Annotated in this window: 19 protein-coding genes and 3 pseudogenes; 19 read left to right on the top strand and 3 right to left on the bottom strand. The window is 60.5% G+C overall.

Annotation, left to right across the window (positions count from 1 at the left end; genetic code table 11):
* The first annotated feature begins 33 nt into the window (after nucleotides 1–33).
* The 7 genes from AC1D1G_RS02790 (at nucleotide 34) to AC1D1G_RS02760 (ending at nucleotide 6,653) form a co-directional block, all read left to right on the top strand.
* Nucleotides 34–453: a RidA family protein gene (locus AC1D1G_RS02790; protein WP_037235705.1), complete on the top strand. Its 420-nt coding sequence runs from the start codon at nucleotides 34–36 to the stop codon at nucleotides 451–453.
* Complete coding sequence (locus tag AC1D1G_RS02785) at nucleotides 453–1,793, top strand: MFS transporter (RefSeq protein ID WP_477951097.1); 1,341 nt, start codon at nucleotides 453–455, stop codon at nucleotides 1,791–1,793. Before AC1D1G_RS02790 ends, AC1D1G_RS02785 begins: the two co-directional genes overlap by 1 nt.
* An 83-nt stretch (nucleotides 1,794–1,876) precedes the next feature.
* Nucleotides 1,877–2,905, top strand: coding sequence for an NAD(P)-dependent alcohol dehydrogenase (locus AC1D1G_RS02780; protein WP_037235711.1), 1,029 nt, complete (start codon nucleotides 1,877–1,879; stop codon nucleotides 2,903–2,905).
* Between the two features lie 123 nt (nucleotides 2,906–3,028).
* Nucleotides 3,029–4,018, top strand: a complete 990-nt coding sequence (locus AC1D1G_RS02775; protein WP_477950981.1) for an alpha/beta hydrolase fold domain-containing protein — start codon at nucleotides 3,029–3,031, stop codon at nucleotides 4,016–4,018.
* A 165-nt stretch (nucleotides 4,019–4,183) separates the two neighbouring features.
* Nucleotides 4,184–4,723: a YbhB/YbcL family Raf kinase inhibitor-like protein gene (locus AC1D1G_RS02770; protein WP_477950979.1), complete on the top strand. Its 540-nt coding sequence runs from the start codon at nucleotides 4,184–4,186 to the stop codon at nucleotides 4,721–4,723.
* Between the two features lie 188 nt (nucleotides 4,724–4,911).
* Nucleotides 4,912–5,772 (top strand): fumarylacetoacetate hydrolase family protein, encoded by an 861-nt coding sequence (locus tag AC1D1G_RS02765; RefSeq protein WP_061698622.1) that lies wholly within the window; start codon nucleotides 4,912–4,914, stop codon nucleotides 5,770–5,772.
* A gap of 533 nt (nucleotides 5,773–6,305) precedes the next feature.
* On the top strand, nucleotides 6,306–6,653 hold the full coding sequence (locus AC1D1G_RS02760) for a WhiB family transcriptional regulator (protein WP_477950976.1): 348 nt from the start codon (nucleotides 6,306–6,308) through the stop codon (nucleotides 6,651–6,653).
* 1,185 nt (nucleotides 6,654–7,838) lie between these two features.
* Here AC1D1G_RS02760 and AC1D1G_RS02755 read toward each other — a convergent pair.
* Nucleotides 7,839–9,191, bottom strand: coding sequence for an MFS transporter (locus tag AC1D1G_RS02755; protein ID WP_477950974.1), 1,353 nt, complete (start codon nucleotides 9,189–9,191; stop codon nucleotides 7,839–7,841).
* A 96-nt stretch (nucleotides 9,192–9,287) separates the two neighbouring features.
* On the opposite strand from AC1D1G_RS02755, the gene AC1D1G_RS02750 reads away from it, so the two are divergent.
* The 6 genes and pseudogenes from AC1D1G_RS02750 to AC1D1G_RS02725 all read left to right on the top strand — a co-directional run bounded on the left by AC1D1G_RS02750 (nucleotide 9,288) and on the right by AC1D1G_RS02725 (nucleotide 14,498).
* A complete protein-coding gene (locus tag AC1D1G_RS02750; RefSeq protein WP_231914093.1) occupies nucleotides 9,288–9,593 on the top strand; it encodes an ArsR/SmtB family transcription factor in 306 nt (101 codons plus the stop codon).
* Nucleotides 9,594–9,673: 80 nt separating this feature from the next.
* A complete protein-coding gene (locus tag AC1D1G_RS02745) occupies nucleotides 9,674–10,714 on the top strand; it encodes an LLM class flavin-dependent oxidoreductase (protein ID WP_037235727.1) in 1,041 nt (346 codons plus the stop codon).
* Nucleotides 10,715–11,271: 557 nt separating this feature from the next.
* Nucleotides 11,272–12,060 (top strand): annotated as a pseudogene (locus tag AC1D1G_RS02740) (IS110 family transposase); the annotation flags it as partial.
* Between the two features lie 40 nt (nucleotides 12,061–12,100).
* Nucleotides 12,101–12,910 (top strand): transposase, encoded by an 810-nt coding sequence (locus AC1D1G_RS02735; protein WP_477950971.1) that lies wholly within the window; start codon nucleotides 12,101–12,103, stop codon nucleotides 12,908–12,910.
* A gap of 253 nt (nucleotides 12,911–13,163) precedes the next feature.
* Nucleotides 13,164–13,358, top strand: a pseudogene (locus AC1D1G_RS02730) (GntR family transcriptional regulator); the annotation flags it as partial.
* A 108-nt stretch (nucleotides 13,359–13,466) separates the two neighbouring features.
* Entirely contained in the window at nucleotides 13,467–14,498 is a 1,032-nt protein-coding gene (locus AC1D1G_RS02725; RefSeq protein ID WP_477951096.1) for an aminotransferase class I/II-fold pyridoxal phosphate-dependent enzyme, read from the top strand.
* An 85-nt stretch (nucleotides 14,499–14,583) separates the two neighbouring features.
* Here AC1D1G_RS02725 and AC1D1G_RS02720 read toward each other — a convergent pair whose 3' ends face one another.
* A complete protein-coding gene (locus AC1D1G_RS02720) occupies nucleotides 14,584–15,885 on the bottom strand; it encodes an NtaA/DmoA family FMN-dependent monooxygenase (RefSeq protein ID WP_477950969.1) in 1,302 nt (433 codons plus the stop codon).
* A 296-nt stretch (nucleotides 15,886–16,181) separates the two neighbouring features.
* Here AC1D1G_RS02720 and AC1D1G_RS02715 point away from each other — a divergent pair, with 296 nt between their 5' ends.
* From AC1D1G_RS02715 to AC1D1G_RS02690, 6 genes are all read left to right on the top strand, one after another.
* Entirely contained in the window at nucleotides 16,182–17,117 is a 936-nt protein-coding gene (locus tag AC1D1G_RS02715) for a sulfurtransferase (protein WP_477950967.1), read from the top strand.
* Between the two features lie 135 nt (nucleotides 17,118–17,252).
* Nucleotides 17,253–18,164 carry an ABC transporter permease gene (locus tag AC1D1G_RS02710; protein WP_240319610.1) on the top strand — a complete coding sequence of 304 codons (912 nt, stop codon included), beginning with the start codon at nucleotides 17,253–17,255 and terminating at the stop codon, nucleotides 18,162–18,164.
* 53 nt (nucleotides 18,165–18,217) lie between these two features.
* Nucleotides 18,218–19,003 (top strand): ABC transporter permease, encoded by a 786-nt coding sequence (locus AC1D1G_RS02705; protein ID WP_477950965.1) that lies wholly within the window; start codon nucleotides 18,218–18,220, stop codon nucleotides 19,001–19,003.
* Between the two features lie 35 nt (nucleotides 19,004–19,038).
* Nucleotides 19,039–20,619: a dipeptide ABC transporter ATP-binding protein gene (locus tag AC1D1G_RS02700; protein ID WP_477950963.1), complete on the top strand. Its 1,581-nt coding sequence runs from the start codon at nucleotides 19,039–19,041 to the stop codon at nucleotides 20,617–20,619.
* Between the two features lie 45 nt (nucleotides 20,620–20,664).
* The gene (locus tag AC1D1G_RS02695; RefSeq protein ID WP_477950961.1) at nucleotides 20,665–22,371 is read left to right on the top strand and encodes an ABC transporter substrate-binding protein; all 1,707 of its coding nucleotides are present in this window, start codon (nucleotides 20,665–20,667) and stop codon (nucleotides 22,369–22,371) included.
* Between the two features lie 378 nt (nucleotides 22,372–22,749).
* Nucleotides 22,750–23,886: a MalY/PatB family protein gene (locus AC1D1G_RS02690; RefSeq protein WP_082833387.1), complete on the top strand. Its 1,137-nt coding sequence runs from the start codon at nucleotides 22,750–22,752 to the stop codon at nucleotides 23,884–23,886.
* Between the two features lie 1,580 nt (nucleotides 23,887–25,466).
* Here the strand turns inward: AC1D1G_RS02690 and AC1D1G_RS02685 are convergent.
* Nucleotides 25,467–25,823, bottom strand: a pseudogene (locus AC1D1G_RS02685) (transposase); the annotation flags it as partial.
* Nucleotides 25,824–26,000 lie beyond the last annotated feature (177 nt).

The raw sequence follows: 26,000 nt of genomic DNA, 5'->3' as shown, positions 1-26,000 counted from the left end.
GCTCCACTGCAATTGACTTCAAGAGGAACAACTATGCCTACCCTGCCGACATACGCAAACCCCAAAGGCCTCGGCGATCCGTTGAGCTCGTATACACACGTCGCACACGCAGGTGACCTCGTATTCGTCGCCGGCCAGTGCGGTCTCACCGAGGACAATGCTGTGGCTGGACCGGACGTGACGAGCCAAACCTATCGCGCTTTCGAGAACGTGCAGAAAGCCCTTGCTTCCCGAGGCGGCTCCCTCCGGGAGGTGGTGCGATTCGTCACCTATCTCGTGTCGCGCGACAGCGTCCCTGAGTTCTATGCGGCGCGAGAGGCCTTCTTCGCCGCCCACTACCCGAAGGGCGAATACCCGCCGAACACCTTGCTCATCGTTCAGGGGTTGGTGCGCCCCGACCTATTGGTGGAAATTGACGCCACGGCACATCTCAGGGTGAAGGACCGTCCGTGATGTTGATTCAGGATAGGATCGACCGCTCGAAAATGAGCGGTTTCCAGATTGCGGTTGTCGCAATCTGTTTAGTCATCAACGTCATTGACGGTTTCGATGTGTTAGTGATGTCCTTTGCGGCATCAGGGGTCGCCGACGAATGGGCACTGTCCGAGTCAGAGGTGGGTCTGCTGCTGAGCAGTGGTCTCGTGGGTATGGCGCTCGGTTCGGCGTTCCTGGCCCCACTGGCGGACCGGGTCGGCAGGCGTCGACTAACACTCGTATGCCTTGCCCTGTGCACCTTCGGTATGGTCCTCTCGTCCCTCAGCACCGGACCCGTCGACTTGGGCTTTTCACGTTTGCTTACTGGCCTCGGTATTGGCGGAACGGTGGCCAGTCTGCCGGTGATCATCACCGAGTTCACGCCGAAGCGGTTGCGGGGAACCATGATCGCCCTGTATGCGACGGGTTTGCCGGTGGGTGGAATTCTGGGTGGCGCTGCCGCTCAACTTCTCGTCTCGGAATATGGTTGGCGGGCACCCTTCATCGTGGGCGGCGTGCTCACTTTCGTCCTGGTAGTGACTGTCGCCGTCCTCATGCCCGAGTCTCTGGACTACCTGCTTCATCGCCGGCCGAAGGATTCACTGGCGAAGGTCAATCGACTACTCGATCGCATGCACATGGCGCGCCTCACTGCACTCCCGACCCCACAGTCGAAGGAGCAGCGTGGAACCACTCGGGATATCTTGAATCGTCGCATGGCTATTCGATCCGCCCTCTTGTGGATCGCCTACTTCATCGTGATGGCGGGCTTCTACTTCGCCGCGAGTTGGACGCCGCGTCTTCTGGAACAAAGTGGGTTCTCGGCGCAGCAGGGCATGAGCGGAGGGGTACTGCTCAATCTCGGTGGTCTCGTGGGAACGCTGCTACTCGGGGTCCTCGCGCTGAAGGTTGCAGGTCGTACCCTCACCGCGCTCGCCTTCGTGGGGGCTGGACTCTCGTTCTTGGCGATGAATCTTACCCTCGATTCGTTGACGGCGGCGCTCGTTTCTGCCGTCGCTATCGGGATGTTCATCAACGCCAGCGGAGCTGGCCTCAATTCAATCGCACCCGGGCTATACCCTGCGCCTGTGCGCGCTACCGGAGTCGGATGGGCGATGGCGTTCGGCAGAATTGGCGCGCTTACTGCTCCGATTCTGGCGGGCGTGCTGCTCGACAGCTCGTGGTCGCCGAGGTCTCTGTTCGGTCTGCTCGTCGTGCCCATGATTGCCGCCGCAATTGTAGTCCTTGTTGTCACGGTCCCCACACAGGAGCGCACCCCTGTGACCCAAGCTGCCGGGGCGAGATCGCCGGCCGGCTGAACACAGCAAAACAGCAATACCAATGCTCTGCAGACCATTCGGCTGTGACCGATCCATCCGACATATCCAGAGGAACAGGAACTATGAAAGCCGTTCGTCTCTACGACTACCACAAGCAGCCAATCGTGGAAGAAGTGCCAGAGCCGGTACTCTCGGGTCCCCTGGATGTGATCGTGAAGATCGGCGGCGCCGGAGTCTGCCGCACGGATCTCCACATCATCGAGGGCCAGTTCGACAAGGTCATGGGCCCACAACTGCCCTACACGATCGGCCATGAGAACGCCGGCTGGGTGCATGAGGTCGGCGAGGGCGTGACGAATGTCAAGGTCGGAGACACGGTCATTCTTCACCCCCAACCGTCCTGTGGTCTGTGCCTTGCTTGTCGCGCCGGACGAGACATGCAGTGCACCGACGCCTTCTTCCCCGGCGTATCTAACAATGACGGCGGCATGGCCGAATACATGCGCACCACTGCCCGAGCCTGTGTCAAACTCAGCCCCGATACCAATCCTGCCGACGTAGCCGCCTTGGCCGACGCCGGTATCACGGCGTACCACGCAGTGCGGAAGGCTATTCCGCTACTGCATCCGGGTACCACCGCCGTTGTGCAGGGCGCCGGCGGTTTGGGGCACATCGGAATCCAGGCCCTGGCCGCGACCACCTCGACCAGAATCATCGCCATCGACACCCATCCCGATGCTCTCGAACTGGCGAAGAAGGTCGGAGCAGATGTGGTTGTGCTGGCTGACGGCGATCACGTCCAAGCCGTGAAAGACCTAACCAATGGGGTGGGCGCGAACGTCGTCTTCGACTTCGTCGCAGAGCATGGAGCCGAGCAGGATGGTTGGCTGATGACAGCGACGGGCGGATCCCAGTACATCATTGGATACGGCGGTGAGCTACGCATCCCCACAGTTGATTTCGTGTTAGGGCAGAAGAACGTCGTCGGGAACAGTGTCGGGAGCTACAGCGACCTCGTAGAACTGATGGCACTAGTCGAGGCAGGCAAAGTAGCCCTACACACACAGCAGTACCCACTAGAGAAAGCCGCACAAGCTCTCGAAGACCTCGCCAATGATCGGGTACGAGGCCGCGCAATTCTCGTTCCATAAGAGCTCCTCAGCGCTGAGGACTGAATCCTCAATGCTGTGCAATACCCAGCGACTCGATATACGTTCCGACCAGCGTCGACTCTCATATAGCCCTCATCCCCTATCCACCGTATCGGAGGAGCTTTGACCGCCATTCGCGCAGTGCCCCATCCTTCGGAGAGTGGACTTCCCGCCTTGAAACCGACGGACCTTGCAGATCCAGCGCTTTGGGCGCCTAAACCCGTTCAGATCATCGACGCAGCGACATCCCACCTCGGGCTGCGCTACGCGATTGCACCCGGTTGGCGACCATTGACACTGGACCTACATCTTCCTCTCCGCTCCAACGGTCCGACACCAGTTGTCGTGTACGCCCACGGGGGAGGATTTTCCGGTGGTATCAAGGAAATGGGCCCGTGGTCGAAACTGCCCAGCCAGGGAATCGCAGTAGCCACGATCGACTACCGCCTTACGGGTGAGGTCTGTTACCCCGAACCCATTGAAGACGTTCTGGCGGCAATTCGCTGGATCCGAGCAAACGCCGAAACCTACAACTTGCACAGCGACCAAATAGCTGGTTGGGGCAGCTCGGCTGGGGGCTATCTAATGGCCCGAGCTGCACTCTGCGACGACATCTCTCCCGGCCGTCCGATCGGAGATCACGTCAATCACACGGCACGGCTGTCGGCTGTAGTGTTGCACTATCCGGTCACGGACTTCGCAACTCTGGTCGGCGACACCATCCAACCGACTGCAAGCGCACACAACGATGCGATCGACGTCATCTCACGATTCTTTGGCGCACCCATGAGCGCAAGCGAGGACATCCTCGCCGGCGCCTCCGTTCCCAGCGCGGCTCGGCGGGCATCTCACCTGCCACCGACCCACCTCAGCCATGGCGACGCCGACCAACGCTGCGGACTGCGGCAGAGCACACGACTACACGAGACCATTCTCGCCGAGGGCGGCAGCTCCCTCATGAACATCGTGGCCGGTGCGAACCACGCGGATCCTGTCTTCAGCACGCCGCCGGTCGTCGAATCAGCGGTCAAGTTCCTGCACTCGGTGTGGGAACAGAACACTCCGATCTCGTCGACAACACCTAGTCCGTCCAAAGACCGACCTGGTCAATGACTATCCAGGCACGAACGTCCCGAACAATCCGGCACCGAGGCAAGCGGGAGTGCTCGACACCGCCACCGCGCCGCTAGCCGACCATCCATGAGTTTCCGATCGCATTATCCCATCCGGCAGGCCGATATGCCCACACCGGTAACCGACGACTCGAGAGAGAGATCCATGTCCGAGAATGATCCGTTCGCGGGATTGCCACAAGTCCCGAGCTTTACTGTGACCAGCAAGGATATCGTGGAGGGACAGCCACTTCCGCTTGCGCAGCTGTCCGGCATCTTCGGAATCCCAGGCGGCCAAGACATTTCACCGCAGCTGTCATGGACCGGTGCACCAGACGAAACGAAGAGCTATGCCGTGACGGTATACGACCCAGACGCGCCAACCGGTTCCGGCTTCTGGCACTGGGCGGTGACAGATATTCCCGCCTCGGTCACCGAACTGGCCACCGACGCAGGAAACGGTGCCGGCGATCTCCTACCTTCGGGCTCGATTCAGATCCCCAATGACGCGCGAGCAGTACGATTCATTGGCGGCGCTCCTCCGGCCGGACACGGACCGCATCGCTACTTCATCGTCATCCATGCCCTGGACGTAGAGTCAATCGGCGTCGACCCGAGCACGTCGCCCGCGTTCCTCGGATTCAACATCGCCAAGCACATCCTCGGGCGTGCGGTGCTGACCGCAACCGCCGAGACGAAGGGCTAAGGTCGACTCCGACGATCCGGCTCCGGAACAATCCTTTTCAGCCGGTTGCTCACAGCGCACCCAAGCGCCCCAACCTGCCAACCACGGTTCCAAACGTCTTGCTCCATTTTCCCTGATCGACGAGCATGCGGGTCAATAAGCGTTTGCTTTTCCGCACCCCAGCGATCTCCCACTCACAGGAACATTGAATGCGCCTCGCCAACTTGAACGGACGCGCCCACCTACTGAAACCAGAGGGCGCAATAGACATCGCCAAGGCCAGCAACTCTGAGTTCGGTCCCGATCCAATGGACCTCTTCACCCGGTGGCCAGAGTTCTGCGCCTGGGCGGAGCGTATAGATCCCACGGGTCCGACCAGCCCCTACCGAACCGAAGATCTCCAGGCGCCGGTACCCCGTCCAAGTCAGGTCTTCGCCATCGGCCTCAACTACGCCGACCACGCCACCGAGACCGGTCTCCACGCCGCACCAGGCGTTCCCTCGGTATTTACAAAGTTCACCAGTTCCCTGATCGGGCCCACCGGAGAGATCACTCTCTCTGGACCGTCCGTTGACTGGGAAGTGGAAATGGTCGTCGTTATCAGTCACGAAGCACGAAATGTTGCGGCCACGAACGCGTGGCAGCACGTCGCCGGCGTGACCGTCGGTCAGGACTTCAGCGACCGCGACGTGCAAATGAGCGGGACGTCGCCGCAGTTCTCGCTCGGCAAGAGCTACCCAGGTTTCGGCCCGACCGGACCCGAGTTGGTCACCGTCAACGAACTCACGTTGGACACTCCGCTACGCCTTCAATGCTGGGTCAACGATGACCTAGTCCAGGACGGCAACACAGGACAAATGCTCCTCCCCGTTCCGGCCCTCATCGAGACTATCTCCTCAATTTGCACCCTCTACCCTGGCGATCTGATCTTCACCGGCACTCCAGCCGGAGTCGGTATGGGTCGAACCCCCGCCCGCTACCTAGCTTCCGGCGATACAGTCCGCACCCGCATCGAAGGTATCGGTGAAATGGTCCACACGTTTACCAGCACACGCGAAGGCGTTGGCTGATTCTTAGTGCCCTGAGGACCGGTGCCGCGCACCTTCCAAATCCCTCATCTATCGGTCCCGCGGATACTTGACGCGATCCGTGTGACCGATAGATTCGGCCTACAACGACGACCGCCCGACTTAGTCGCTTGAATGAGCTACACGCCAGCATTTGTGCGGCGACCTTCGGACTTTCGTCACCTTATTGTCTCGCCTATCCGCCCCGCCGCCAAGTTCCGACGGGGCGGATAGCGATTCACACATTAGCTTCGCGATGCGCTCCTGCTAGCCTTCCCCGCATTCGGCGGCCAAGGACCTCCCGTGCCTCGCTGTCCCCGTGCGAAAGTCTTGATCAGACATCCACAATCCCGGATACGAAGGGTCAACCACACCTCGCATCGGAATCGTTCATTCAAGCGGGTTGCCGTTCGAGCGGCGATGTCCGGGATACTTTTGAGTGCAATGACAGCGTTCTGATTCGATCACTTGGAACGCCAGACACGGCCGAACTCGATCGCTCAATTCAATGACAAACTCTTTAGCAATTGGTCCACATGACACCAATCACCTCTACTGAGGTCCGCGACGCGAAGGCGTTACGTCCGCTCACCGACGTATGGGCGTGGCAGCTCAAAGCACAATGCCGTCAACTTGGAACAGACCTCTTCTTCCCTCGTGAGGGAGAAGGACATGGCGAACGAATCCGCCGGGAGCGAAGCGCGAAGCAAATCTGCGCCGACTGCCCTGTCCGTGCGGAGTGCCGCACCCACGCTCTGTCTTTTCGCGAATACCATGGTGTTTGGGGTGGGACCTCCGAACGGGATCGCCGGGACAAGGGATCCCCCCAGCTAGCTGGTGCGGGTCATGACGTTTGTGGCCACCGCGGCGGAGTGTCTCCGTGACGGGGCGGGGCTTACCCGACGGCACGATGAGAAGAACCACCAGACTCGTCTGCGTCGAAGAAGGACCCGTCAATTACCCACACAAAGCCCGTTCCCCTGCGAGCCGCCGCCTCGTCGAACGCTGCCACACCAGACGGTATCGCGATGCCGAGATGGTGACCTCCCGTGGGTGCACATCGAAGTAAGTGAGCCGAGGGCGCGAGTCTGGCCAGCTCGGACTCGACGATCGTTCCTCGATACCACGCCATAAACCGACTGCTGCCAGCGCTCAACGACGAAAAGGAATAGTTCGCTATCATATTCGCGCATCGACCGCGAGTATTCTTCACCATCCGTGCCGTCGGGTCGGATTCAGTGGTTGGTGACCGACAGCGGCAACTGCTACCGATCAGCAGACTTCGAAGAAGTACTTCTCGGTGCCGGACACCGACGGATGGCCAACTCGACACCCGCGTTGATGGCCCCATCTTCAACGACCCATGCAGGGTCTCCCTCCGGGCCTGACCATGCTAGTCGAGCTCGGCGAAGTACGAGAAAGGACTGCGGTGATGGCGGCTCTTACACCGCATAGCGAGCGCATGCGCCGAGGGCAGCAGACTGTCTGGGCGATCGTGTACCTGCGCTCGGTGCGATCCGACAGATCGGTGCGACGCCAAACTTATTGCGGTGATCGGCGACGAAACGGCAGATCACTTCCGTCGCCGGTAAGTACACCCGCGCCGGAGACGGCGTTGTGGCCTTGAGCATTTCGCCGGTCTTGTCCAGTCCGGCGTTCTTCCGCCACGATGACTCGACACCGACACTGCCGGCATCCACCCCATCGCTGTATACAGCGCCATCTGCTCGGCGATTGTGCAGATCGTCTCGCCACCACGGTTGCTCGCGCACCAGACGCACGGCTCGATTCCCACCCGACTGGAGATACAGCCGCGATAAGAATCACGTTCCCGACAAAGAAGGTGACATCATACTTTTGCATCTGGAGACAAGTCGCAGAAGTCGCGGATTTCGGCTGGCTTCCGAGCTCCCGCAGTTACGGCATTGACGTTGTCGGCGTTGATGCTTCGGGAGGTCCGAGCACGTCAACGCCAACAACGTCTATGTCTTTTTCACCACGGCTGTTGGCGCCGGTAAGGGCAGGATCGCGTACTGGATGTGGGCCTGCAGGGTCGTGGTGTCCTGCTATTACGAAACGCTGACTGTCGCGATGTCCGAGTCGGTATCCAGTTGCTGCCGCTGGGCAGTTCCACCACCCTGCCGACGGTGAGACCGATGCAACAGGTTGATCAGGGTTGCAAGGATCAGCGTCAGCACTGACATGGCAATCACGACCAGATGGAACGCGGCTGCGTAGGCGCTACTTGCCCCGTCCCATCCTGCCGCCGCACGGTGCGCGTCGGTCGAATTGTCGATTCCAGCAACCAACAGCGCGGTCATGAACGCGGCATACGCTGCGACGACGACAGCTTCGCTGCCCAGTCGTAGGAAGTTAAGCACTCCTGCTGCGGCACCGCTCTTGTTCGTCGGCACGGCCGCCAACGCTTCCGCATCGATCAGCCCCAAGGGAAGACCGAATCCAAATCCGAGAAGGAGCATGGGTAGGACAAGTAGTTGCACAGGACGTTCGGGCCCGAGAACGAGAAGGCCGAGATCGCCGACCACCAGTGCTGCCATTGCGACATTGAAAATGATCATCGGCGTGATCGACTGAACTCGGTGAACGAGCATCGAGGCGAGGGCGGGTGCGATCAGTACCGGCACAGTCAGAGGCAACATGAGCAGACCTGCGCGGCCTGCGTCCATTCCCGAGACCGCACTGAGAGCTACCGGGAGGTAGGTCAAGATCGGCACGTACCCGAGTGCGACAGCAACTGGAACCAAGGCTATGGACAGGAAGTACCTGTTGCGCAGGGGGGAAAAGTCGATCGCCTTCCCACGTTCACGCGCGACTGACGCGGCGTCTGCCGGAAGAACGACGCTGGCAATGACCGCCGTGATAGAAATGACACCGGCGGTGGCGAAGACTCCTCGCCATCCCACAAGGGCCACGAGACCCCCTGAGATGGTGGGTCCAGTCGCCAAGCCGAGGCCCACAACGGTACCGAGTAGCGCAAATGCTTTGGCCCGCTTTGCTCCCGAGTGTGTAGTGGACAGCAACGCGGTTCCACCAGTCACGATTGCCGCTCCGCCAACTCCCGCGAGCAAGCGACCTGCGTCCAAGATCAGCAAGTGTGACGCAAGTACACTTAGAGCCGACCCGACCAGGCTAATCAGCGCACCGAGCGCGAAGGTACGTTTATATCCGACCCGATCGGCCACAGCACCCCAGATAAGGGTGAAAAGCGCGAACGGGATGTTGAACCCATTGACGACCCATTGCAGAGCGGCTGGGGAATCGCCGAGCTCAGCCGCGATAGCCGGTAGCGCAATGGCTGTGCCGGAGATGCTGATAGGCATTACGAAGACTGCGAGTAGGACAACAGGTGTCACGATCGAGGTTGACCGATTTCCGCTTACATGCTGAGCATTGTTAGACATTCACCCTCTCCTAAGGTATGACGTAAGTCGTACCTCGAGAGTGAACCAGGCGAAGAGGTATGATGCAAGTCGTACCTTCGGAGAGAGATGAGGACCATGCACCCAGCGACCGCAGACCTCGAACTCGGCACCGTGCTCAGCGCCCTGTCCGACGGACACCGACGACGTGTCATCGTCGAACTCGCGCGTCTTCCAGTGGACGCCGAGCGAACGTGTCAGTCGTTCGGGATGCCACTGGCGAAACAGACTGTGACGCATCACTTCAAGATTCTCCGCAACGCCGGCCTGATCAAAGAGGTTGACTATGGCAACCGAAAAGCGATCTCACTGCGGAAGCACGACATCGACCAACGATTTCCAGGCCTGCTGGACGTCCTGGTCGCAGGAGCCGACACCGACTAGCCAGCCCGACCACCGCCAGAGTTTATAGACGAACTATCGCAGCGCACCTAACGAGGTGCGCCCAGAGTTGGAGAGCAGTAATGAAGAAGAGAATTGGATTCCTGTCGTTTGGCCACTATCAGCCCGCCCGCGGCTCTCGTACAACGACCGCACAGGAGGCGCTGCTCCAGTCGATCGAGCTGGCAGTCGCCGCAGAGGAGATAGGGATTGATGGCGCCTACGTGCGTGTGCACCACTTTGCACCACAGTTTGCCGGCCCCTTCCCTCTGCTTGCCGCCATGGCTGCCCGCACCAGGCGCATTGAGCTCGGAACGGGAATCATCGATATGCGTTACGAGAACCCGCTCTCCATGGCCGAGCAGGCCGCAGCAGCCGACCTGATCAGCTCCGGTCGGCTCCAACTAGGTATCAGCCGAGGCTCACAGGAACCAGCGCTGCGGGGCTACGAGTCCTTCGGATTCATTCCACCCGAAGGGTCAACAGACGCTGACATGGCACGGTCGCACACGGAATTGTTTCGTACAGCGATTGCGGGACAGCCCGTCACGATGTCAGACCCCAAGACTTCGGGAGTCTCGCGAGGGCTGGCGATCGAACCGCAATCCCCCGGTCTCGCCGACCGCATCTGGTGGGGCTCGGCGACACGGGCAACTGCAGTGTGGACAGCGCAGCAGGGCATGAACTTGATGAGCAGTACGCTTCTCAGCGAGGACACCGGCATTCCGTTCGACGAACTGCAGGCTGAGCAGATCCATGTCTACCGACAGACATGGAAAGACGTCGGCCACACACATGAGCCCCGAATCTCCGTCAGTCGCAGYGTCTTACCCATCACAACGGATGAGGACCGCCTGTACTTCGGTGGACGCACCGAGGACACACAGGACCAGGTCGGCGTCCTCAACGGACTGAGATCCCGCTTCGGCAAAACCTATGTCGGGGAACCCGACAGAATTGCCGAGCAGCTTGCCGCTGACGCGGCGGTACGGTCGGCCGATACGGTGCTGCTGACGGTACCCAACCAACTCGGTGTTGACTACAACGCTCGCCTTCTACAAACTGTGGCCAATTACATCGCTCCGGCCCTGGGGTGGGAACCGAACCTCGCCTACGCGCCGTAATACCCCACAAGTCAGGCCCCGCGAAGGCTATCGAACGCGACCGGCCATGGACACCCAAATCGCACACCAGCATGAACGCGTCACGGTGTCGAGGTCTACCTCGTTGCCGAGGCAGTTTCGGTGTTCTGCCTCAGCAACAGCACGTCCGAAGTCGTTCGGCAAGCAGTAGTCAGGGTGCCGAAGTCCAGCGAATTTCACCGCCTGACCAGCAGCCCGGTACTGCGCTTTTGAAGCCGCTAGCGTCATGACGCAACCTCCAACCTGACTGTGCCACTTCTGGGCATTGTGGTTTTGTCGAGCGTACGACTGCGGGCGATAGTGTCGTCGATCATCACACGAGACGATCGCCAGCCAGTAGACGGTGGAAGTGGTGTTCCTCGCCGACGACTGACGCTGATCACCCGTCGAACGGGATCAGGCAGATACTCGGGACGGGGCGAGTTGGACAGTATGAGGGTATTGGCGGGGGCCACTCCACATGTGAGCGTAGGTTGCCGACAGGAAACGGGTCCTGGCCGGTAGAGCCACAAGATGTGCGAGGCCCCAGCAATGAATCATTGCGTACGAGCGTCGGATTGGATGTACACGCACGATCGGTCGTCGTGTGCGGCCTCGACGGGCGGACCGGTGAGCTGCTCAAGCTCCGATTTGCGCCCGATCATCGCGAGATACTCGCGTGGATCCGGGCGTTGCCGGATCCGGTGAAGGCGACGTACGAGGCCGGGCCCACGGGTTCGGCTGGCCCGTTTCCTGAACACGGTCGGCATCGAGTGTCTGGTGGCGGCACCCTCGAAGCTGCAGCGCCCGTCCGGAGATCGGGTCAAGACCGACGCGCGAAATGCACGGTTCTGGCGAGATTGCTGTACCTCGATCAGATCAACCCGGTCATGGTCCCGCGCGTGGCACAGGAGGCCGCCTGAAATCTGGTGCGCGCCCGTGAGGGCGTGCGCCGAGATCTGATGGCGGCCCGGCACAGGTTGTCGAAACTTCGTCTGAGGCAAGGGAGCGTCTAGTACTGCGGGCACGCGTGGACGCAGGTGCATGACACCTGGCTGCGCAGCCAGCATTTCGATGAGCCCGGTCTGCAGTTGGCCTACGAGACCGCGTACGACACCACGCTCGCCGCCCTCGGCCGACGCGACCGTTTGGATGCCGCGATCGCACGGATGGCCGCCGACAGCGCCTACACCCCGGTGTGACCCGGCTTGGGTGCCTGCGGGAGTGTCCACGTTGACCGCGTTCGGGCTGGCGGTCGAGATCGGGGACTGGCACCCGCTGATCGGCCGCTCGATCGGCGCCACCTGGGACTGGTGCCCACCGAGTCGCCCTCGGGCGCCTCCCGCTCGGTCCGGCGCGGTGTGGCTGGCGAAGGTGGTCGAGCGTGGCATGTGCCTGCCGTCGCTGGTGCAGCCGACCGAGATCCGCCGGCTACGCGACCTCACCCGCTACCGCCGTGCCCTGGTGCAGGACCGCACCCGCCAGCAGCAACGGGTCGAGAAGCTACTCGAAGTTCCCCAGATCAAGATCTCGTCGGTGCTCTCGGACCTGCACGGCGTATCCAGGCGTGCGATGATGCAAGCCCTGATCGCCAAAGAGCGGGATCCGCGGACGCTCGCCCGGCTGGCCAAGAGCGGTGCGCGGAAGAAGACCGACCAACTCGAAGAGGCGCTGCCCGGATTCTTCACCGACCACCACGCGACGATTCTGAAGATGATGCTCGACAACAGCGACCAGATCGGCGCCCAAAGAACCGCACGCGACGCGCTGATCGCGGACGCGATCAGCCCTTCTCCCGACACGCGACCCGCCGCCGCTGATCGTCTGCACGTAGGGCGTGCGGACACGTCCACCTGCATCGTCGGCGTGAACACCGTTCCCGCCGCCAAGTTGATCTCCGAGACCGGGATCGACATGACCCGATTCCGGTCCTCCGCGCATCTCGTGTCGTGGGCGAAGTTCTGCCCGCAGACCCACCAGTCAGCCGGCAAGTCCATGAGTAAACCCCGTGCCCATCCACCGCCCGATCGGTGCCGTCGACGCGACGGCGGAGACTTCGGCCCGTCGGCACGCCAAGGCGAGAGCGGTCCGCCCAAGGATCTGCGGCAGCTACACCGCGGTGGGCACGGGCGAATAGTGTCCGATCTGCCGATGTTCCCAGCACCCATTGAGGGAGCCGTACTCGAAACTGCAGCGTGAGCGTGGTTTCTTGCGGAAATCGGGCACGACCCTGTCATCGCTCCGCAGTACCCGATACACCCGTCGCGCGCGCCTGGACCGGTTCGCGATCCTTGGGGTTCGAGGCGCCACACGATCGATCCGGCGGACCGGCACCCTGCCAAATCAATGCCGAGAGGTACGATGAACATATCGCACATTGACCAGAAACAAAGATCGGCTGGTGTGGAGAGTGGCAGACGACCAGGCGCAGATAATATCCGCCCTCGAAGGGATGACGGGCCCTCGAACCGCGGAAACCGTGGGCCGAGCCGTCGCGAGTTTGATCCATGACGGCACTTTGCGGCCAGGCTCCAGACTGCCGACTGTTCGTCAGGTCGCGCATGTGTGCGGCGTGAGTACAGGAACTATCGTCGCGGCGTGGAGCACTCTGCGGCGAGACGGTTTCGTTGAGACCCGCCGACGCGGCGGAACGATGGTGCTTGGCGCCGGACCTTCTATACGAAATGAGTCTGGCGCGCACGGAAGTGTCGACTGGTCTGCGCGCGATCTACTGTCTGGAAGCCCCGACTATGCAATGCAGCCCGACCTTTCTGCAGCCTTGCTTGCGGGGTTGAGTTCGTCTCATGAGCTGAATCGACCTGGTCGCGAGTACATCACCGAGCCTTTACTCTCCGCCGTGCAAGCCCACTGGCCCTTCCAGGCGCAAGCCTGGACGGCAGCGGGCGGGGGTTCGGAAGGGTTGATATTGGCCACCGAGGCGGCCGCCTCGGCAGGCGGCGTAGTGGCCATCGAAGAACCCGCAATGCCCGGCTTCCTCGATACGCTGTCCGAATTGAACATTCAGCCCGTCGGCCTCTGCCGCGACTCCGAAGGCCCCCTCATTCAATCGCTTCAGGAAGCGCTCGAGCTCGAACCTGTCGCTCTCGTACTGCAGCCGGAGGGGTCGTACGCGATGGAGGGCTCGTTGAGCACTGCTCGGGCCGCCGACCTGGCGCGCGTGCTGATGGATTCACCCACTCGACCGTGGATCATCGAAGATGATGGCGTCGGCCCGTTGGCCGTCCGCCAAGCGGCCTCGCTGGGACCGTTCCTGCCCGACCACACCGTTCGCGTTCGCAGCTACTGCAAGGCATACGGCGTCGATATCCGCACCTGTGTGATTGGTGGAAGTGAGCAGCTCGTCGCGGCCATCATTGACAAGCGAACTCACGGGGTCGCTATGAATAGTCGAATCTTGCAGAACACACTGGCACACCTGATCAACAGTGACGAGGCCAAATTCGCGGTGACAGCGGCACGGGACAAGTACCGGACACGACGCGAACGATTGATCAGCGCGCTCGCACGCCAAGGATTGCGGGCCCAGGCCGGTGACAACAGCCTCGTGCTGTGGGTCGAGGTCTCCGATGAAAACTCGGCCCTCATCAGTCTGGCTCGGAAAGGAATTGTGGTCGGCTCTGGTAGCAAGTCCTTCATCGGCAAGCACTCACGCGCACTGCTGCGAGTGGCGATTCCGCAGTTGCCCGACGAAGACGAGCTCGTCGAAGAGCTGGCGACAAGGATTGCAGAAGCGTCGTGCAGCAGAAATCGCGAGTACCTCGCTTAGCGTCGCCAACGACGGCCGGAAAGTTTCCAACCGTCGTTGACAGGTGTGAGGGCACACTGACCGTTTCGGTGTCACCCGGTCTGCCTCACAACCCGTAGTGCTCGCGCAACGTCGCTCCCCTGTACTCAGTCCGGTGCAACCCGCGCTTCTGCAGAAGAGGCACGACGTGGTCGACGAAAACTTCGAGCCCGTCGGGCAATTCATCGACCATGATGTTGAATCCGTCAACGGCACCTTCGGTGAACCACGTTTCGATCACGTCCGCCACCTGTTCGGGCGTACCCACAACTCTTGCATGCCCGCTACCTGCCGCGAGTAGACGAGCTGCTCCTCGGGTGTCGAGGCCTCGACTTCGCACGTTCTCGATGAACACCGAGCGTTGTCCGCGGGATCCGCGTGCAGTGTCATCGCCCGGCATGAGGTCCCACGGGATTGGAGCATCCAGTGTCAGCGATTCCACCGGAACTTCCAGGGTTATAGCCAGATTCAGAATCTGCACCGACTCGGGGATCAAGTCGGCGAGTTCTTCTTCGCGGCGGAGAGCGGCTTCTTCGGTGTCGGCGATGACCGTCATAAGCCCAGGAATCAGTTTGATGGAATTGGGCTCGCGGCCCTTCGCTGCGGCAAGTTTACGCAACGCTGTTCGACGTTCCCGGGCGCTGTCCGCGTTCAGGTGCGGGGAGTAGACCACGTCAGCGTAGGTCGCAGCCAAATCCTCTCCGTACGAAGAGGCACCGGCCTGCACGAGGACGGGTCTGCCGTGACTGAGTGGGGGGGCCTTGAGCGGTCCCTGCACCTGGAAGTGTTTGCCGACATGATCGACTGGATCGATCAGTGTCGGGTCGAGGTATTCGCCGGTGGTTTTGTCCGCTACAAGAGCGCCGTCAGCCCAGGAACCCCATAGCTTGGTGACGACTTCGATGAACTCCGCCGCGCGTTCGTAACGCTCTGCCTTGGGCAGCGCGGCCTCACGTGAATAGTTGCGGGCCGCCGGATCGCCGCCGGAGACCACAATGTTCCACGCGACCCGGTCGCTGCTGGCGGCGGCAAGGCTGGCAAACTGACGTGCGAGATTGTACGGATCGTTGTACGAGGTGCTTGCGGTGGCGACGAAGCCGATCCGCTCGGTGTGCGCCGAGAGCACTGCCTGCGCAATCAGTGGATCCAAGAGACGACCGGGTGAGTTCCATTCGCGGGAACCAAAATCAACGCTGTCGGCAAGAAATACTGCATCGAGTAGGCCACGCTCGGCAATCTTTGCCACCTCGATGTAGTGGTCGATAGTGATGAAGTGGCTTCCAGGCGCGTCGGATCGTCGCCAGGGGCTCCCTACTGTCCCCCCTGGAATCAGATTCGCGTTGAGGATGACCTGTGCATCTATTGTCATGTATTGCTCCATTCCCATTGCCAGTGAGCTAAGGAGCCGGCTGGACTTGTCGAAGCCGTTTCGCGTGTGACTGGTCGCGGCGCGTAACCAGGCGCCCGCTCTTGAGAGACTTAACAGCAGCCGGCCGATCCGGCCGATTTGTTCAATCTCAAGTCGGACCGTTCACAATTTTGTATCATCCAAAAAGGCGGCGAATCGCGACAAATCCCGGTCAGCACTTCCCCCAACACGTCTGCAACCTGCAGATACAAGAGTTACAATCGCACTGATTTGGTCAGTTCATAAGCACCTGCCCGATGCTTTATGTTCAACATGTGGGTCGAGAGGTGATCCATGTGATTGAACGGAGGCTCACCGTGGGCGCACATGCTCCACAAAGATTGGTCAGTACCGCGTGGCTCGAGGCTCGACTGAGTACCCCCGAGGTACACCCGGTCGAGGTTCGGTTTTCTGCCGATACCCAGGACGGGTCCCCTGGACTGATTCCGGGCTCAGTCGCGGTGCACTGGAAGAGGCTGCTGTGGGACGACTACCGGCGGGAGTTTGCCACGGCGGAGACGCTGAGCAGTCGGCTCTTCGAGCTCGGGGTGGGACAAGGCACCATACCCGTGTTCTACGGCGAGGAGCCGCAGTTCGGAGCCTATGCGCTGTGGGTACTGCAAGCGAGGGGATTGAGCGAAAACGCCCGCTACCTCGACGGTGGGCTGGAGGCCTGGAACGGCCTTGGACTCCCCCTAGGAACAGCCGTCGACGTTCCTGCACGGCTCGCTGCTGACGTAATGCTATCGATCCCGGGCGCCGACGAGATCAATCCCTTCAGCACCGTCGCCATCGGCCGCGAGGAGCTGCGTGAATCCCTCCACGACGCGCAGTCCTTGTTGATCGATATGCGATCACCTGAGGAATTCTCCGGTGAACGAGTGACACCGTGGTCGATGGGATTCGACCACGGCGCTGAGCGCGCAGGACACATTCCCGGGGCCGTTCACCTTCACATTCGCGACTTGCTTGACGATTTGGGACGAGTTAGACCTCTAGAGGAACTGCAGGCCACCTTTGCACAAGTGGGACTGGACTCCGCTCGACAGGCAATCACCTATTGCCGGCTTTCCCAYCGGGCTTCGCTCGGCTGGCTCATCCTCACCGACGTCTTGAACACCCAAGGGGTGCGGGTCTACGACGGGTCATGGACGGAATGGGGCAGTGTTGTCGGGCTTCCCATCGAGCGCTAACCGGCCATACAAGAGCAGGACGTTCATATGAGTACAACTGAGGTGATGGCTGCGCCACACCGGACGGTGTCGGCCCCGAAGCGACCCACCCCTGCTCACACCTCGCGCCTTAGGGGTGTTCGAACCAGATACATTGTGCGCAAGCTCGTATCGGCGTCCGCGATGATTATCGCGGCCATCACATTGGCCTTTGTGTCCATGCATCTCGCTCCCGGCGACCCGGTGAGTGTTGTAACGGGAGACGCGAGCAATCCCGAGCTGCGCGCAACGATCGAGGCTGACTGGGGTCTCGACAAGCCACTCATTGCGCAGTATTGGGCCTATCTCACCAACGTCCTACACGGCGACTTCGGACGCTCGTACGTTCGCGGCGAGGACGTTTCGGAAATTCTGTTCGGCACGAGGTTGAGCGCTACAGCCCAGTTGGCCGGCGCTGCTCTGATCTTTGCTCTCCTGATCGCGCTTGCTTTGGCGATGACGACCGCGGGCCGCGCAGGATTCGTGCCCAAGTTGGTGCAGACCTCGGAACTGACGTTGGCGTCCATGCCGTACTTTTGGTTGGGCCTGATCTTGATCTCGGTATTCGCCTTCAATCTGCGGGTTCTTCCAGTTACCGCCGGAAACGAGATCCAACGCCTGATCATGCCCGCATTCACTCTCGCCCTCCCAACCGCCGCAGTGCTCTCTCAGGTCCTTCGCGAGGGAATGGAACGCTCACTCGAACAACCGTATTCACTGACAGCCCGAGCGCGAGGAATAGGCCCCGCAAGATTGAAATCTCGCCATGCACTCAGGCACTCTCTGATTCCGGCGACCACCCTTGCGGGCTGGATCGTCAGTGGCCTGCTTACTGGAACGGTCGTTGTCGAAGAGGTGTTCGGCCGTCCCGGGATCGGCCGCGCGACTGTCGAAGCCGTCATGTATCAGGACATTCCCGTTGTTCTCGGAGTCGCGATCTTGTCCTCGGCGGTCTATATCGTGGTCACCGTCTTGGTCGATATCAGCTATCTGTGGATCGATCCGCGACTCAAGGACCGTGTGCGATGAGTCTGTTGTCACGAACCCGGATCCCCACAGTAGGGGCGCAGTGGGGACTCTGGTTGGCGACAAGCTATCTGGCATTGGCCGCGATCGCAGTCGTGGCGCCTACGCTTCTCGCCCCCAGCGATCCGCTCGAGACGGCACTCGCCGCGGCCCATCAACAGCCTGGGTGGCAACATCTTTTCGGTACCGACCGGCTCGGGCGCGACGTGCTTGTTCGCGTCGTTCACGGGGCACAGTATTCGCTCTTCATCGGGGGGGTCGCAACAGCTGTGGCGGTGGCTGTCGGCATCGTTCTCGGTTCGGCTGCAGGCACCGGAAATCGGATCATCGACGAAGTAGTGACACAGGTTTTCGATCTTCTGGGTTCGTTCCCAGAAATATTGTTCGCTCTCGTGCTCATCGCATTTACCGGTCCGGGCACGTGGAATCTGATCCTCGCGATCGGACTTTCGGCTGCTCCACGGTACGGCCGGGTCGTTCGGGCCGAGATCCTCGCGGTCCGCGAATCCGAGTTCGTCGCGCAGGCACGTTTGAATACCACATCGAAATTCGCCCTGACCGTGAAACACATCGTTCCTAATGCTCTTGTCACACTTCCGGTGCTCGCGACTCTGGGTCTCGGAACGAGCATTCTCGGCACAGCCACGCTCAGCTTTCTCGGGTTCGGCACACAACCGCCGTTGCCGGAATGGGGATCGATGCTGTCGGAGTCGCGTGATGACCTTCGACTGGCCTGGTGGACAGTGTTCTTTCCGGGCCTAGCTATCACGGCAACTGTCATTGCCACCACAGTGGTAGGTCGTCACCTGCACCACCGATTCGAGAGAAGATCCATCCAATGAGCGCCTCTCCCCTAATTCGCGTGGAGAACCTCCGAGTGAGCTTCGATACGAGCTCCTCACCGACTGGTACAACCGAAGTCATTCATGGAGTAAGTTTTTCCTTGCACCAAGGAGAAATCCTCGCCGTTGTCGGCGAATCCGGCTCGGGGAAGTCCGTCACCGCGCGCAGCCTCCTCGGTCTCTCTGGAATCGGTGCACGAGTGACAGCGGATCGGTTCGAGTTGTTCGACGAGGACGCCACCAAAAGCTGCGAACGCTTCTGGCGGCAGATTCGGGGGAACCGAATCGGCCTCATACTGCAGGACGCACTGACTGCACTGGATCCTTTGCGCACGATAGGAAGTGAGATCGACGAGGCGCTCACTGCACACGGACCGCGGGCTTCGCGGCGCGCACGAGTTGACCAGGTGGAAACACTGCTGCGCTCTGTGGGCATCAGCGACCCACACCTCAAACGTAGGCAGCACTCGCACCAGCTCTCGGGAGGTCAACGACAGCGTGCGCTGATTGCCTCTGCTCTAGCAGCGCAGCCTGAGGTACTCGTGGCAGACGAACCGACCACCGCTCTGGATGTGACCGTGCAAAAGCGGATCCTCGATCTGCTGGCAGAGAAGGTTCGTGACGGGCGCAGCATGATTCTGGTCAGCCACGATCTTGCCGTGGTGTCCTCGATCGCCGACCGCATCATCGTGATGCGCGAGGGTCGCATCGTCGAAGAGGGCTTCGCACGCGAGGTGATTGATCAACCCAAGCATCCGTACACTCGAGCATTGATCGAGTCGATTCCCAGCCGTTCGACCAAGGGCTCCCTTCTACGGGGAGGTAACGCGCCGATACGAGCGCGCTCTTCCTCGGCACCCGACAGCCCAGGCACGATGCTGCGTGTTGCGTCTATCTCGAAAACTTATCGTGCACGTAAGTCGACGGTTCGTGCAGTTGGTGACGTGTCCTTCGATCTAGCCCGTGGTCAGATTCTCGGTGTGGTCGGTGAATCGGGGTCCGGAAAGTCGACAATCGCACGAATAGTCGCAGGACTGGAGGATGCCGATTCTGGAAGTATCGAGTTCGACGGTGTTCAACTTCACGACCGCCGCGAACTGCTAGGCCAAATTCAGCTGATTGCCCAGGACTCACTCGGTTCGTTCGACCCGCGGTACACCGTGCGTGAGATCATCGCCGAAAGCGCCGCGTTAGTCTCTGACACGAGTCGTGAAAAGAACGTGCTGGTCGAACAACTGCTCGATGAGGTTCATCTTCCAGCCGGGACGGCCGATCGGCATCCACGCACATTGTCCGGTGGTCAGCGCCAGCGGGTCAATATCGCCCGGGCACTGGGCTCACGTCCGAAGTTGGTGGTGTGCGATGAGCCTGTCTCTGCGCTGGATGTATCGGTGCAGGCGCAGATCCTGGACCTCATTGCCGAGATTCGGATCGCACACGACACGTCTTTTCTCTTCATCTCCCACGATCTGGGCGTCGTACACCATTTGTGCGACGACGTCCTCGTACTCGAGGGCGGCGCAGTCGTCGAGCATGGCGAGGCGGACACGGTATTCACCAACCCTCGACACCCGTACACGAAGCAGTTGCTCGACTCCCTGCCCCAACTCGTCTGAATCAACCCTCTGACCACACTCCGAAGATCTAGCGAAAGCCACACCATGACAAAGCGGGTACGAAAACTCCTCGCGATCGGCGTCACCGCCGCCACCATCCTCGGGCTCGCCGCCTGCACTGCCGACCCGGAACCCGGCTCGGGAAGCGGCGCGCCCACGTCGCAACCGCAACCCGGCGGAACCTTCACTCTTGCGCTCAGCTCCTATCCTCAGCGTGGGCTCAATCCGCACTACGGCGCCTCGTTCGACGCATCGCAGGTGCTGCGAAACGTGTACGACAGTTTGGTCTCCGCGGACGAGAACGAGCAGTTTCATCCCTGGCTTGCCACAGCGTGGACAATCTCGCGTGACGGGCTCGTCTACGATTTCCAATTGCGCCAGGACGTCACTTTTCAAGACGGTGAAAGGTTCGATGCACACGCCGTCAAAGCCAACATCGACCTTGCCCGCAATCCGGAGTACCCGGGGTACTCCGACGTGGGCGTACTGAACTACTCCAGTGTGAACAGCGTGGAGGTCGTCGACCCTTACCACGTCCGGATCGCTCTCAACACTCCCCGCGCCGACTTTCTCTCGACACTGTCGGGGATCGGCGGTGCGATTGTCTCGCCGAGATCGCTGTCCAACAGGGACTCGTGGGCGAGCGGAGAAGGTTTCGTGGGCACCGGCCCATTCAAGCTGGATAAGGCTGTTCCCGGGCAGGAGTTGGATTTTCGGAAGAATCCCGACTACAACTGGCCGCCGGCCACCGCGAGTCATCAAGGGCCCGCGTATGTCGATGAACTCGTCGTCAAGTACATTCCAGAGGCCTCGACCCGCGCCGGCCTACTCGAAAGCGGCGAGGTAGACGCGATCGGCACGGTCAAGGCCGAGGATATCGGGCTTTTTCAGGGAATCTCCGGTTATCAGTACGAACAAAAGGGCTCCAGCGGATCACCCAAGCTCCTGTATCTGAATGTCACAAATGGACCCACCACGGACAAGCGGGTCCGGCAGGCACTCACAACAGGTGTCGACCTGAATTCCGTGATTCAGAACGTTACACGAGGCACCCAGGACCGGGCGTGGAGCATAATTTCGCCCCAAAGTCGGTACTTCGATGGAAAGTACCAAGGCTCGAATTCCGTGAACATCGTCCGCGCGAGCACCTTGCTGGACGAAGCGGGCTGGCGGGATCGCGACAGCGACAACTATCGTGTTAATTCCGCGGGCAATCGTTTGACGATTCGCGTCCTGGCGAGTGTGCCGGGGTACCCGGAAGACGACTTTCTCAAGGCGTGGCAAGCAGAATTGCGGCAAAATCTCGGCGTCGAAGTTGAGTTGAAATATGTCGAGAACGCGCTCGTGTACGACCTGTTGGCCCAGAATCAGTACGAAGCCTTTCCTCGGCAAGTTGGAGGACTCGACCTATCTCTGCAATTGAACCGCGGATTTGGATCGGTCACCCCCGACATCAAATACGGTCAAGTCGACGGAATTACGCTCGGATCGGTAGTTGCCGGCTCGAAACTCGCCGACAAACAGGTTGACGAATGGCTCTTGAACGCAACGAAGGCCACCGACCAGGACGCACGAAAGCAATGGTTTGACAAAATCGCCCAGTATGTCCACGACAACGCGGTCGCCATTCCCCTCTACACAGACCGAAACAGTGCCGCGGCCACCGCCAACGTCCACGGGTTGCACACCCTGTTCGATGCACCTCGCAACGTTGTGAACGGATGGTCATACGACATCGCTGTCGACCGCTGACTCGAAGACAGATTTTGTGACATCGCCGGTTTCCAGAAGATAAATCAGACGCGTCTATATCCCAGACAGTACGGTCGCGCGTCTAAATTGTGAAGTTTCTTGATCATCGCCTCCAGCCCATCCGTGCGCAAGTAGCTTTCAGATCGGAATACGACCCGGCAATTTCTACCTTACGACCTCAACCCCACCCGCGATAATGCAACGCACTTTTAATCAACGCTGAGTCGGGACATTATTTATCAGCCTGCGACCAACGAATTTCGGACTGCCTTGTGCTGCGACCACCACTGCAGCCATTCATTGGAGAGGTCATCCGCTTGTCCACTGGATGACGTCGATATCCATGAATTCTGCCCCCGAAGTACGAATGGAAGAATCATGACGATAAACGAGAAGTTTCCACCTAGAAAAAACTTCAAATGGGCGAACTATCCAGGGAAGGTTGGTGCCGGAATAGCCGAGTCTGATTTCGGAACCGCCCCTGCAGTTGCGCAGGCACTGCATTCAGCCATCGACGATGGATATACCGGATACACGCCAGATCATGTCTATAGAGACCATTTGTCGGCCTATGCCGATTTCCTCAGGGAAAGGTACGAGTGGAAAGTTGACGAATTCGCGATTCGACTCGCCGATGACGTGCAGAGCGCCTACGAAGCGGTGATTCGCCACTTCACGCGTCATGGATCGTATGTGATAGTGCCGACTCCGGCTTACGCTCCATTCACTCGAATTCCGGAGCGTCTAGGCAGGAATGTCGTTGAAGTCCCGATGCTCCGACGGGAGAGTCAGTACAGTCTCGACCTGGACGCAATCTCTCAAGCATTCGAAAGAGGCGGCGAACTTCTAGTCCTCTGCAACCCCCACAACCCCACTGGGACCGTTCTTGGAACTGACCAGCTGCTCGCCTTGTCCGAGGTAATTTCACATTACAACGGAACTGTCTTCGCAGACGAGGTGTGGGCACCAATCGTCTACAGTGGAAAACACGTACCGTACGCTTCGGTGTCCGATACTACTGAGGCTCACACGATTACGGCTTCCTCACCGTCGAAGGGTTGGAACTTGTCGGGACTCAAATGCGCACAGATCGTTCTCTCCAATCCCAGAGACCAAAAACGTTGGGATGATCTGGCACTATTTCCGCCATCGGCGAACAGCACACTGGGAGTAATTGGAGCAACCGCCGCCTACGGTTCAGGTGCGGAATGGCTTGACGACACCGTTGCGAGGCTGGCAGTCAACCGAAACCTGCTTGCCCGCCTCCTCGAAGACCGCCTGCCGGGTGTATGGCCGACCACACCGCCAGCGACCTATCTTGCGTGGCTCGACTTCACCGGATGGGGCCGAGGATCCTCCCCTGGAGCCGCGCTGGATGAACGAGCAAAGGTGATCGTCAATCACGGCGAAGATTATGGCGTCGACTGGCGCGAGTTCGTTCGATTCAACTACGCAATGTGCGAAATCCGCCTATCGCAAGCGGTCGACTCCATCGCTACAGCATTCGGGCGCTGACGTGTTTGAGCACGCTCCTTGGTGGGGCAAGGGGTCCTACGTAGACCTGCAACCTCCCTCTTCACAAGATTTTCCCCTATCTGACGATAGTGAACTCGACCCCGACACGCCTGTAGGATGTCAAGCTCCTGGCCAATCTGCTGGGCTTCGCCCATACCACTGCGGAGATATTTCGCCAAGCAGGAACTGGACACGCGCAGGACGCCATCGCCTGGCAGGCGCGGGTGTGGGCACGCTCCACCGACACTTCCCGACCTCGGAGGCCCTCATCGACGCCGCCTACAGGCATCGACTCGCCCGCATGCGTGAGGAGGCAACCGAACCTTCATCCGCACGGCCGCCGAGGCCATCCGGATAGGGATGAAACATGGAACACCTTGAATCGCGCGGTCATCGCCTCCGGTGTCGACCCATCTGCTGGCAATGCGCACTTCTCACCGACGCCGGCGCCATTCTCCTCAACCCGGCACCAGGGATAGCCCGCGAACCGACGTCACCGTCGATGACGTCGTCCTCTTCTTGTAGACGCGCTGACCAGGGATTTGACTGCGAGCTGACCCAGACCGCCGAACGCACGCGGAGGACACTCCTGTCCATTCATCGAGCGGCGCTGTCACTCGTGAGTCTCTGGACGCAACGACGCGCACCGAGCACCGTGGATGAGCCGGTGGGTCTCGGCCACCACCCACATCCCGGATCCTCAACCCCGGTGTAAATCTGCCCACCTCGACGGTCTTTCGCTAGGAGTTCTATGTCGGGCCGGCGTGGCACACCTGTAGCTTCGCTGCGATCGTGGCCAGGGCTCTACGGTCAGTTGCGCTGAGCGTGTCGAGCACCAGTCGTCACACTGACGCGCATGCGTGGGCGTTGCCGCGACGACCACCCATCGTCGTCCTAGTTTTGGCCTAGCGGCCCTCTGCCATGACACGTCTTTCATTACGATGGCAGACAAACTGCGTGGATTGGGAGGCGTCAGAGTGGGCGAAGCGAAAGACCAGCCAGCTGTGGAACAGCTCGAGTTAGGAGCGGTGTTCGCGGCTCTTGCGGACCCACATCGGCGATCGATTGTCGAGGACCTTCTTCGGGAACCGGATGGGGCTCGGCGCAAGTGCTCAAGCTTCGGGGTGGGGGTCTCCCGGTCGACGATGACCCACCAATTCAAGGTCCTCCGTGAGTCGGGCCTGATCACTCAGTTCGACTACCGCAACCGAGCCGAGGTGATGCTGCGTCGAGCAGATCTCGACGCACGTTTTCCAGGGCTGCTTGATCTTGTAGCAGCTGGTAGCAAACGGCGAGCGTCCGCTCCGGAAGACGCCTCGGCTCGCGGCTAGCTTCTGTGGTGTGTCGACGCCAGCGACCCGTTTAGGGCTCTCGGAGGGAGTCCTAAACGGCAGCGGAGTAGGAAAGCCAGATTGCACAGCCCAAAGCTCACATCAGTCGCGAGAAGCAGGTTGTGTCCATGAAGATTGTGTACGGACCGGATTCGGATCTGACCGGCGTGTCGTAGCCCCAGTGAACGCGGCGTGACTCAGACCGACCATGGTCACTCGAGAAAGCACCACGCGATGACCAGTGCCCACGACTTCGAGGATCGCCCGGTAGCCCTCGGCGTTGACCCCGGCCGCGACCAGTGCGTGCATGTTGACCACCCCGCCCGTTCTCCCGGACCTTGAGCACCAAGGGCGTCGGCGGCGACGAATTGCGTGGCCGGCATCCAGGGTCGGCTGCGGAACGCCTCCACCTTCGCGTCGAGGTCATCGGCCATCACGGCCACCTTGGATTTCGACAGGCTGAGGATGCCGAGGGACTCGACGACCTTCTCCATCCGTCGGGGTCGAGACACCGAGCAGGTCGCAGGTGGCCACCACCGAGGTCAGGGCACGTTCGGCACCCTTGCGGCGCTGCAGCAACCGAGCACGGCGAACTGTGGGTATGGCCGCCGAGGTTCTCGTCCGAGAGCAGTCGATCGCGGTACAGCCCAAAAGTAGACTCTCGATCCGCGGCACCCCGCTGTTCGGTAACCTCCCAAATACAGGACGTGGCGGGGCACGGTGCCACGTTTCTTCCATCTCGACACGACAGATGCGAGCAGCTCGGTGAGGGCGGCCAGGGCC

The organism is Rhodococcus sp. P3_B8, from assembly GCF_056402775.1.
The sequence above is the reverse complement of the archived record's forward strand: the minus strand, read 5'-3'. Positions and strand labels throughout refer to the sequence as shown.

Coding starts and splice junctions, on each gene's coding strand:
- AC1D1G_RS02790 (WP_037235705.1), top strand. CDS start 34: ATGCCTACCCTGCCGACATACGCAAACCCCAAAGGCCTCGGCGATCCG.
- AC1D1G_RS02785 (WP_477951097.1), top strand. CDS start 453: ATGTTGATTCAGGATAGGATCGACCGCTCGAAAATGAGCGGTTTCCAG.
- AC1D1G_RS02780 (WP_037235711.1), top strand. CDS start 1,877: ATGAAAGCCGTTCGTCTCTACGACTACCACAAGCAGCCAATCGTGGAA.
- AC1D1G_RS02770 (WP_477950979.1), top strand. CDS start 4,184: ATGTCCGAGAATGATCCGTTCGCGGGATTGCCACAAGTCCCGAGCTTT.
- AC1D1G_RS02765 (WP_061698622.1), top strand. CDS start 4,912: ATGCGCCTCGCCAACTTGAACGGACGCGCCCACCTACTGAAACCAGAG.
- AC1D1G_RS02760 (WP_477950976.1), top strand. CDS start 6,306: ATGACACCAATCACCTCTACTGAGGTCCGCGACGCGAAGGCGTTACGT.
- AC1D1G_RS02755 (WP_477950974.1), bottom strand. CDS start 9,191: ATGTCTAACAATGCTCAGCATGTAAGCGGAAATCGGTCAACCTCGATC.
- AC1D1G_RS02750 (WP_231914093.1), top strand. CDS start 9,288: ATGCACCCAGCGACCGCAGACCTCGAACTCGGCACCGTGCTCAGCGCC.
- AC1D1G_RS02735 (WP_477950971.1), top strand. CDS start 12,101: ATGTGCCTGCCGTCGCTGGTGCAGCCGACCGAGATCCGCCGGCTACGC.
- AC1D1G_RS02725 (WP_477951096.1), top strand. CDS start 13,467: ATGCAGCCCGACCTTTCTGCAGCCTTGCTTGCGGGGTTGAGTTCGTCT.
- AC1D1G_RS02720 (WP_477950969.1), bottom strand. CDS start 15,885: ATGACAATAGATGCACAGGTCATCCTCAACGCGAATCTGATTCCAGGG.
- AC1D1G_RS02695 (WP_477950961.1), top strand. CDS start 20,665: ATGACAAAGCGGGTACGAAAACTCCTCGCGATCGGCGTCACCGCCGCC.
- AC1D1G_RS02690 (WP_082833387.1), top strand. CDS start 22,750: ATGACGATAAACGAGAAGTTTCCACCTAGAAAAAACTTCAAATGGGCG.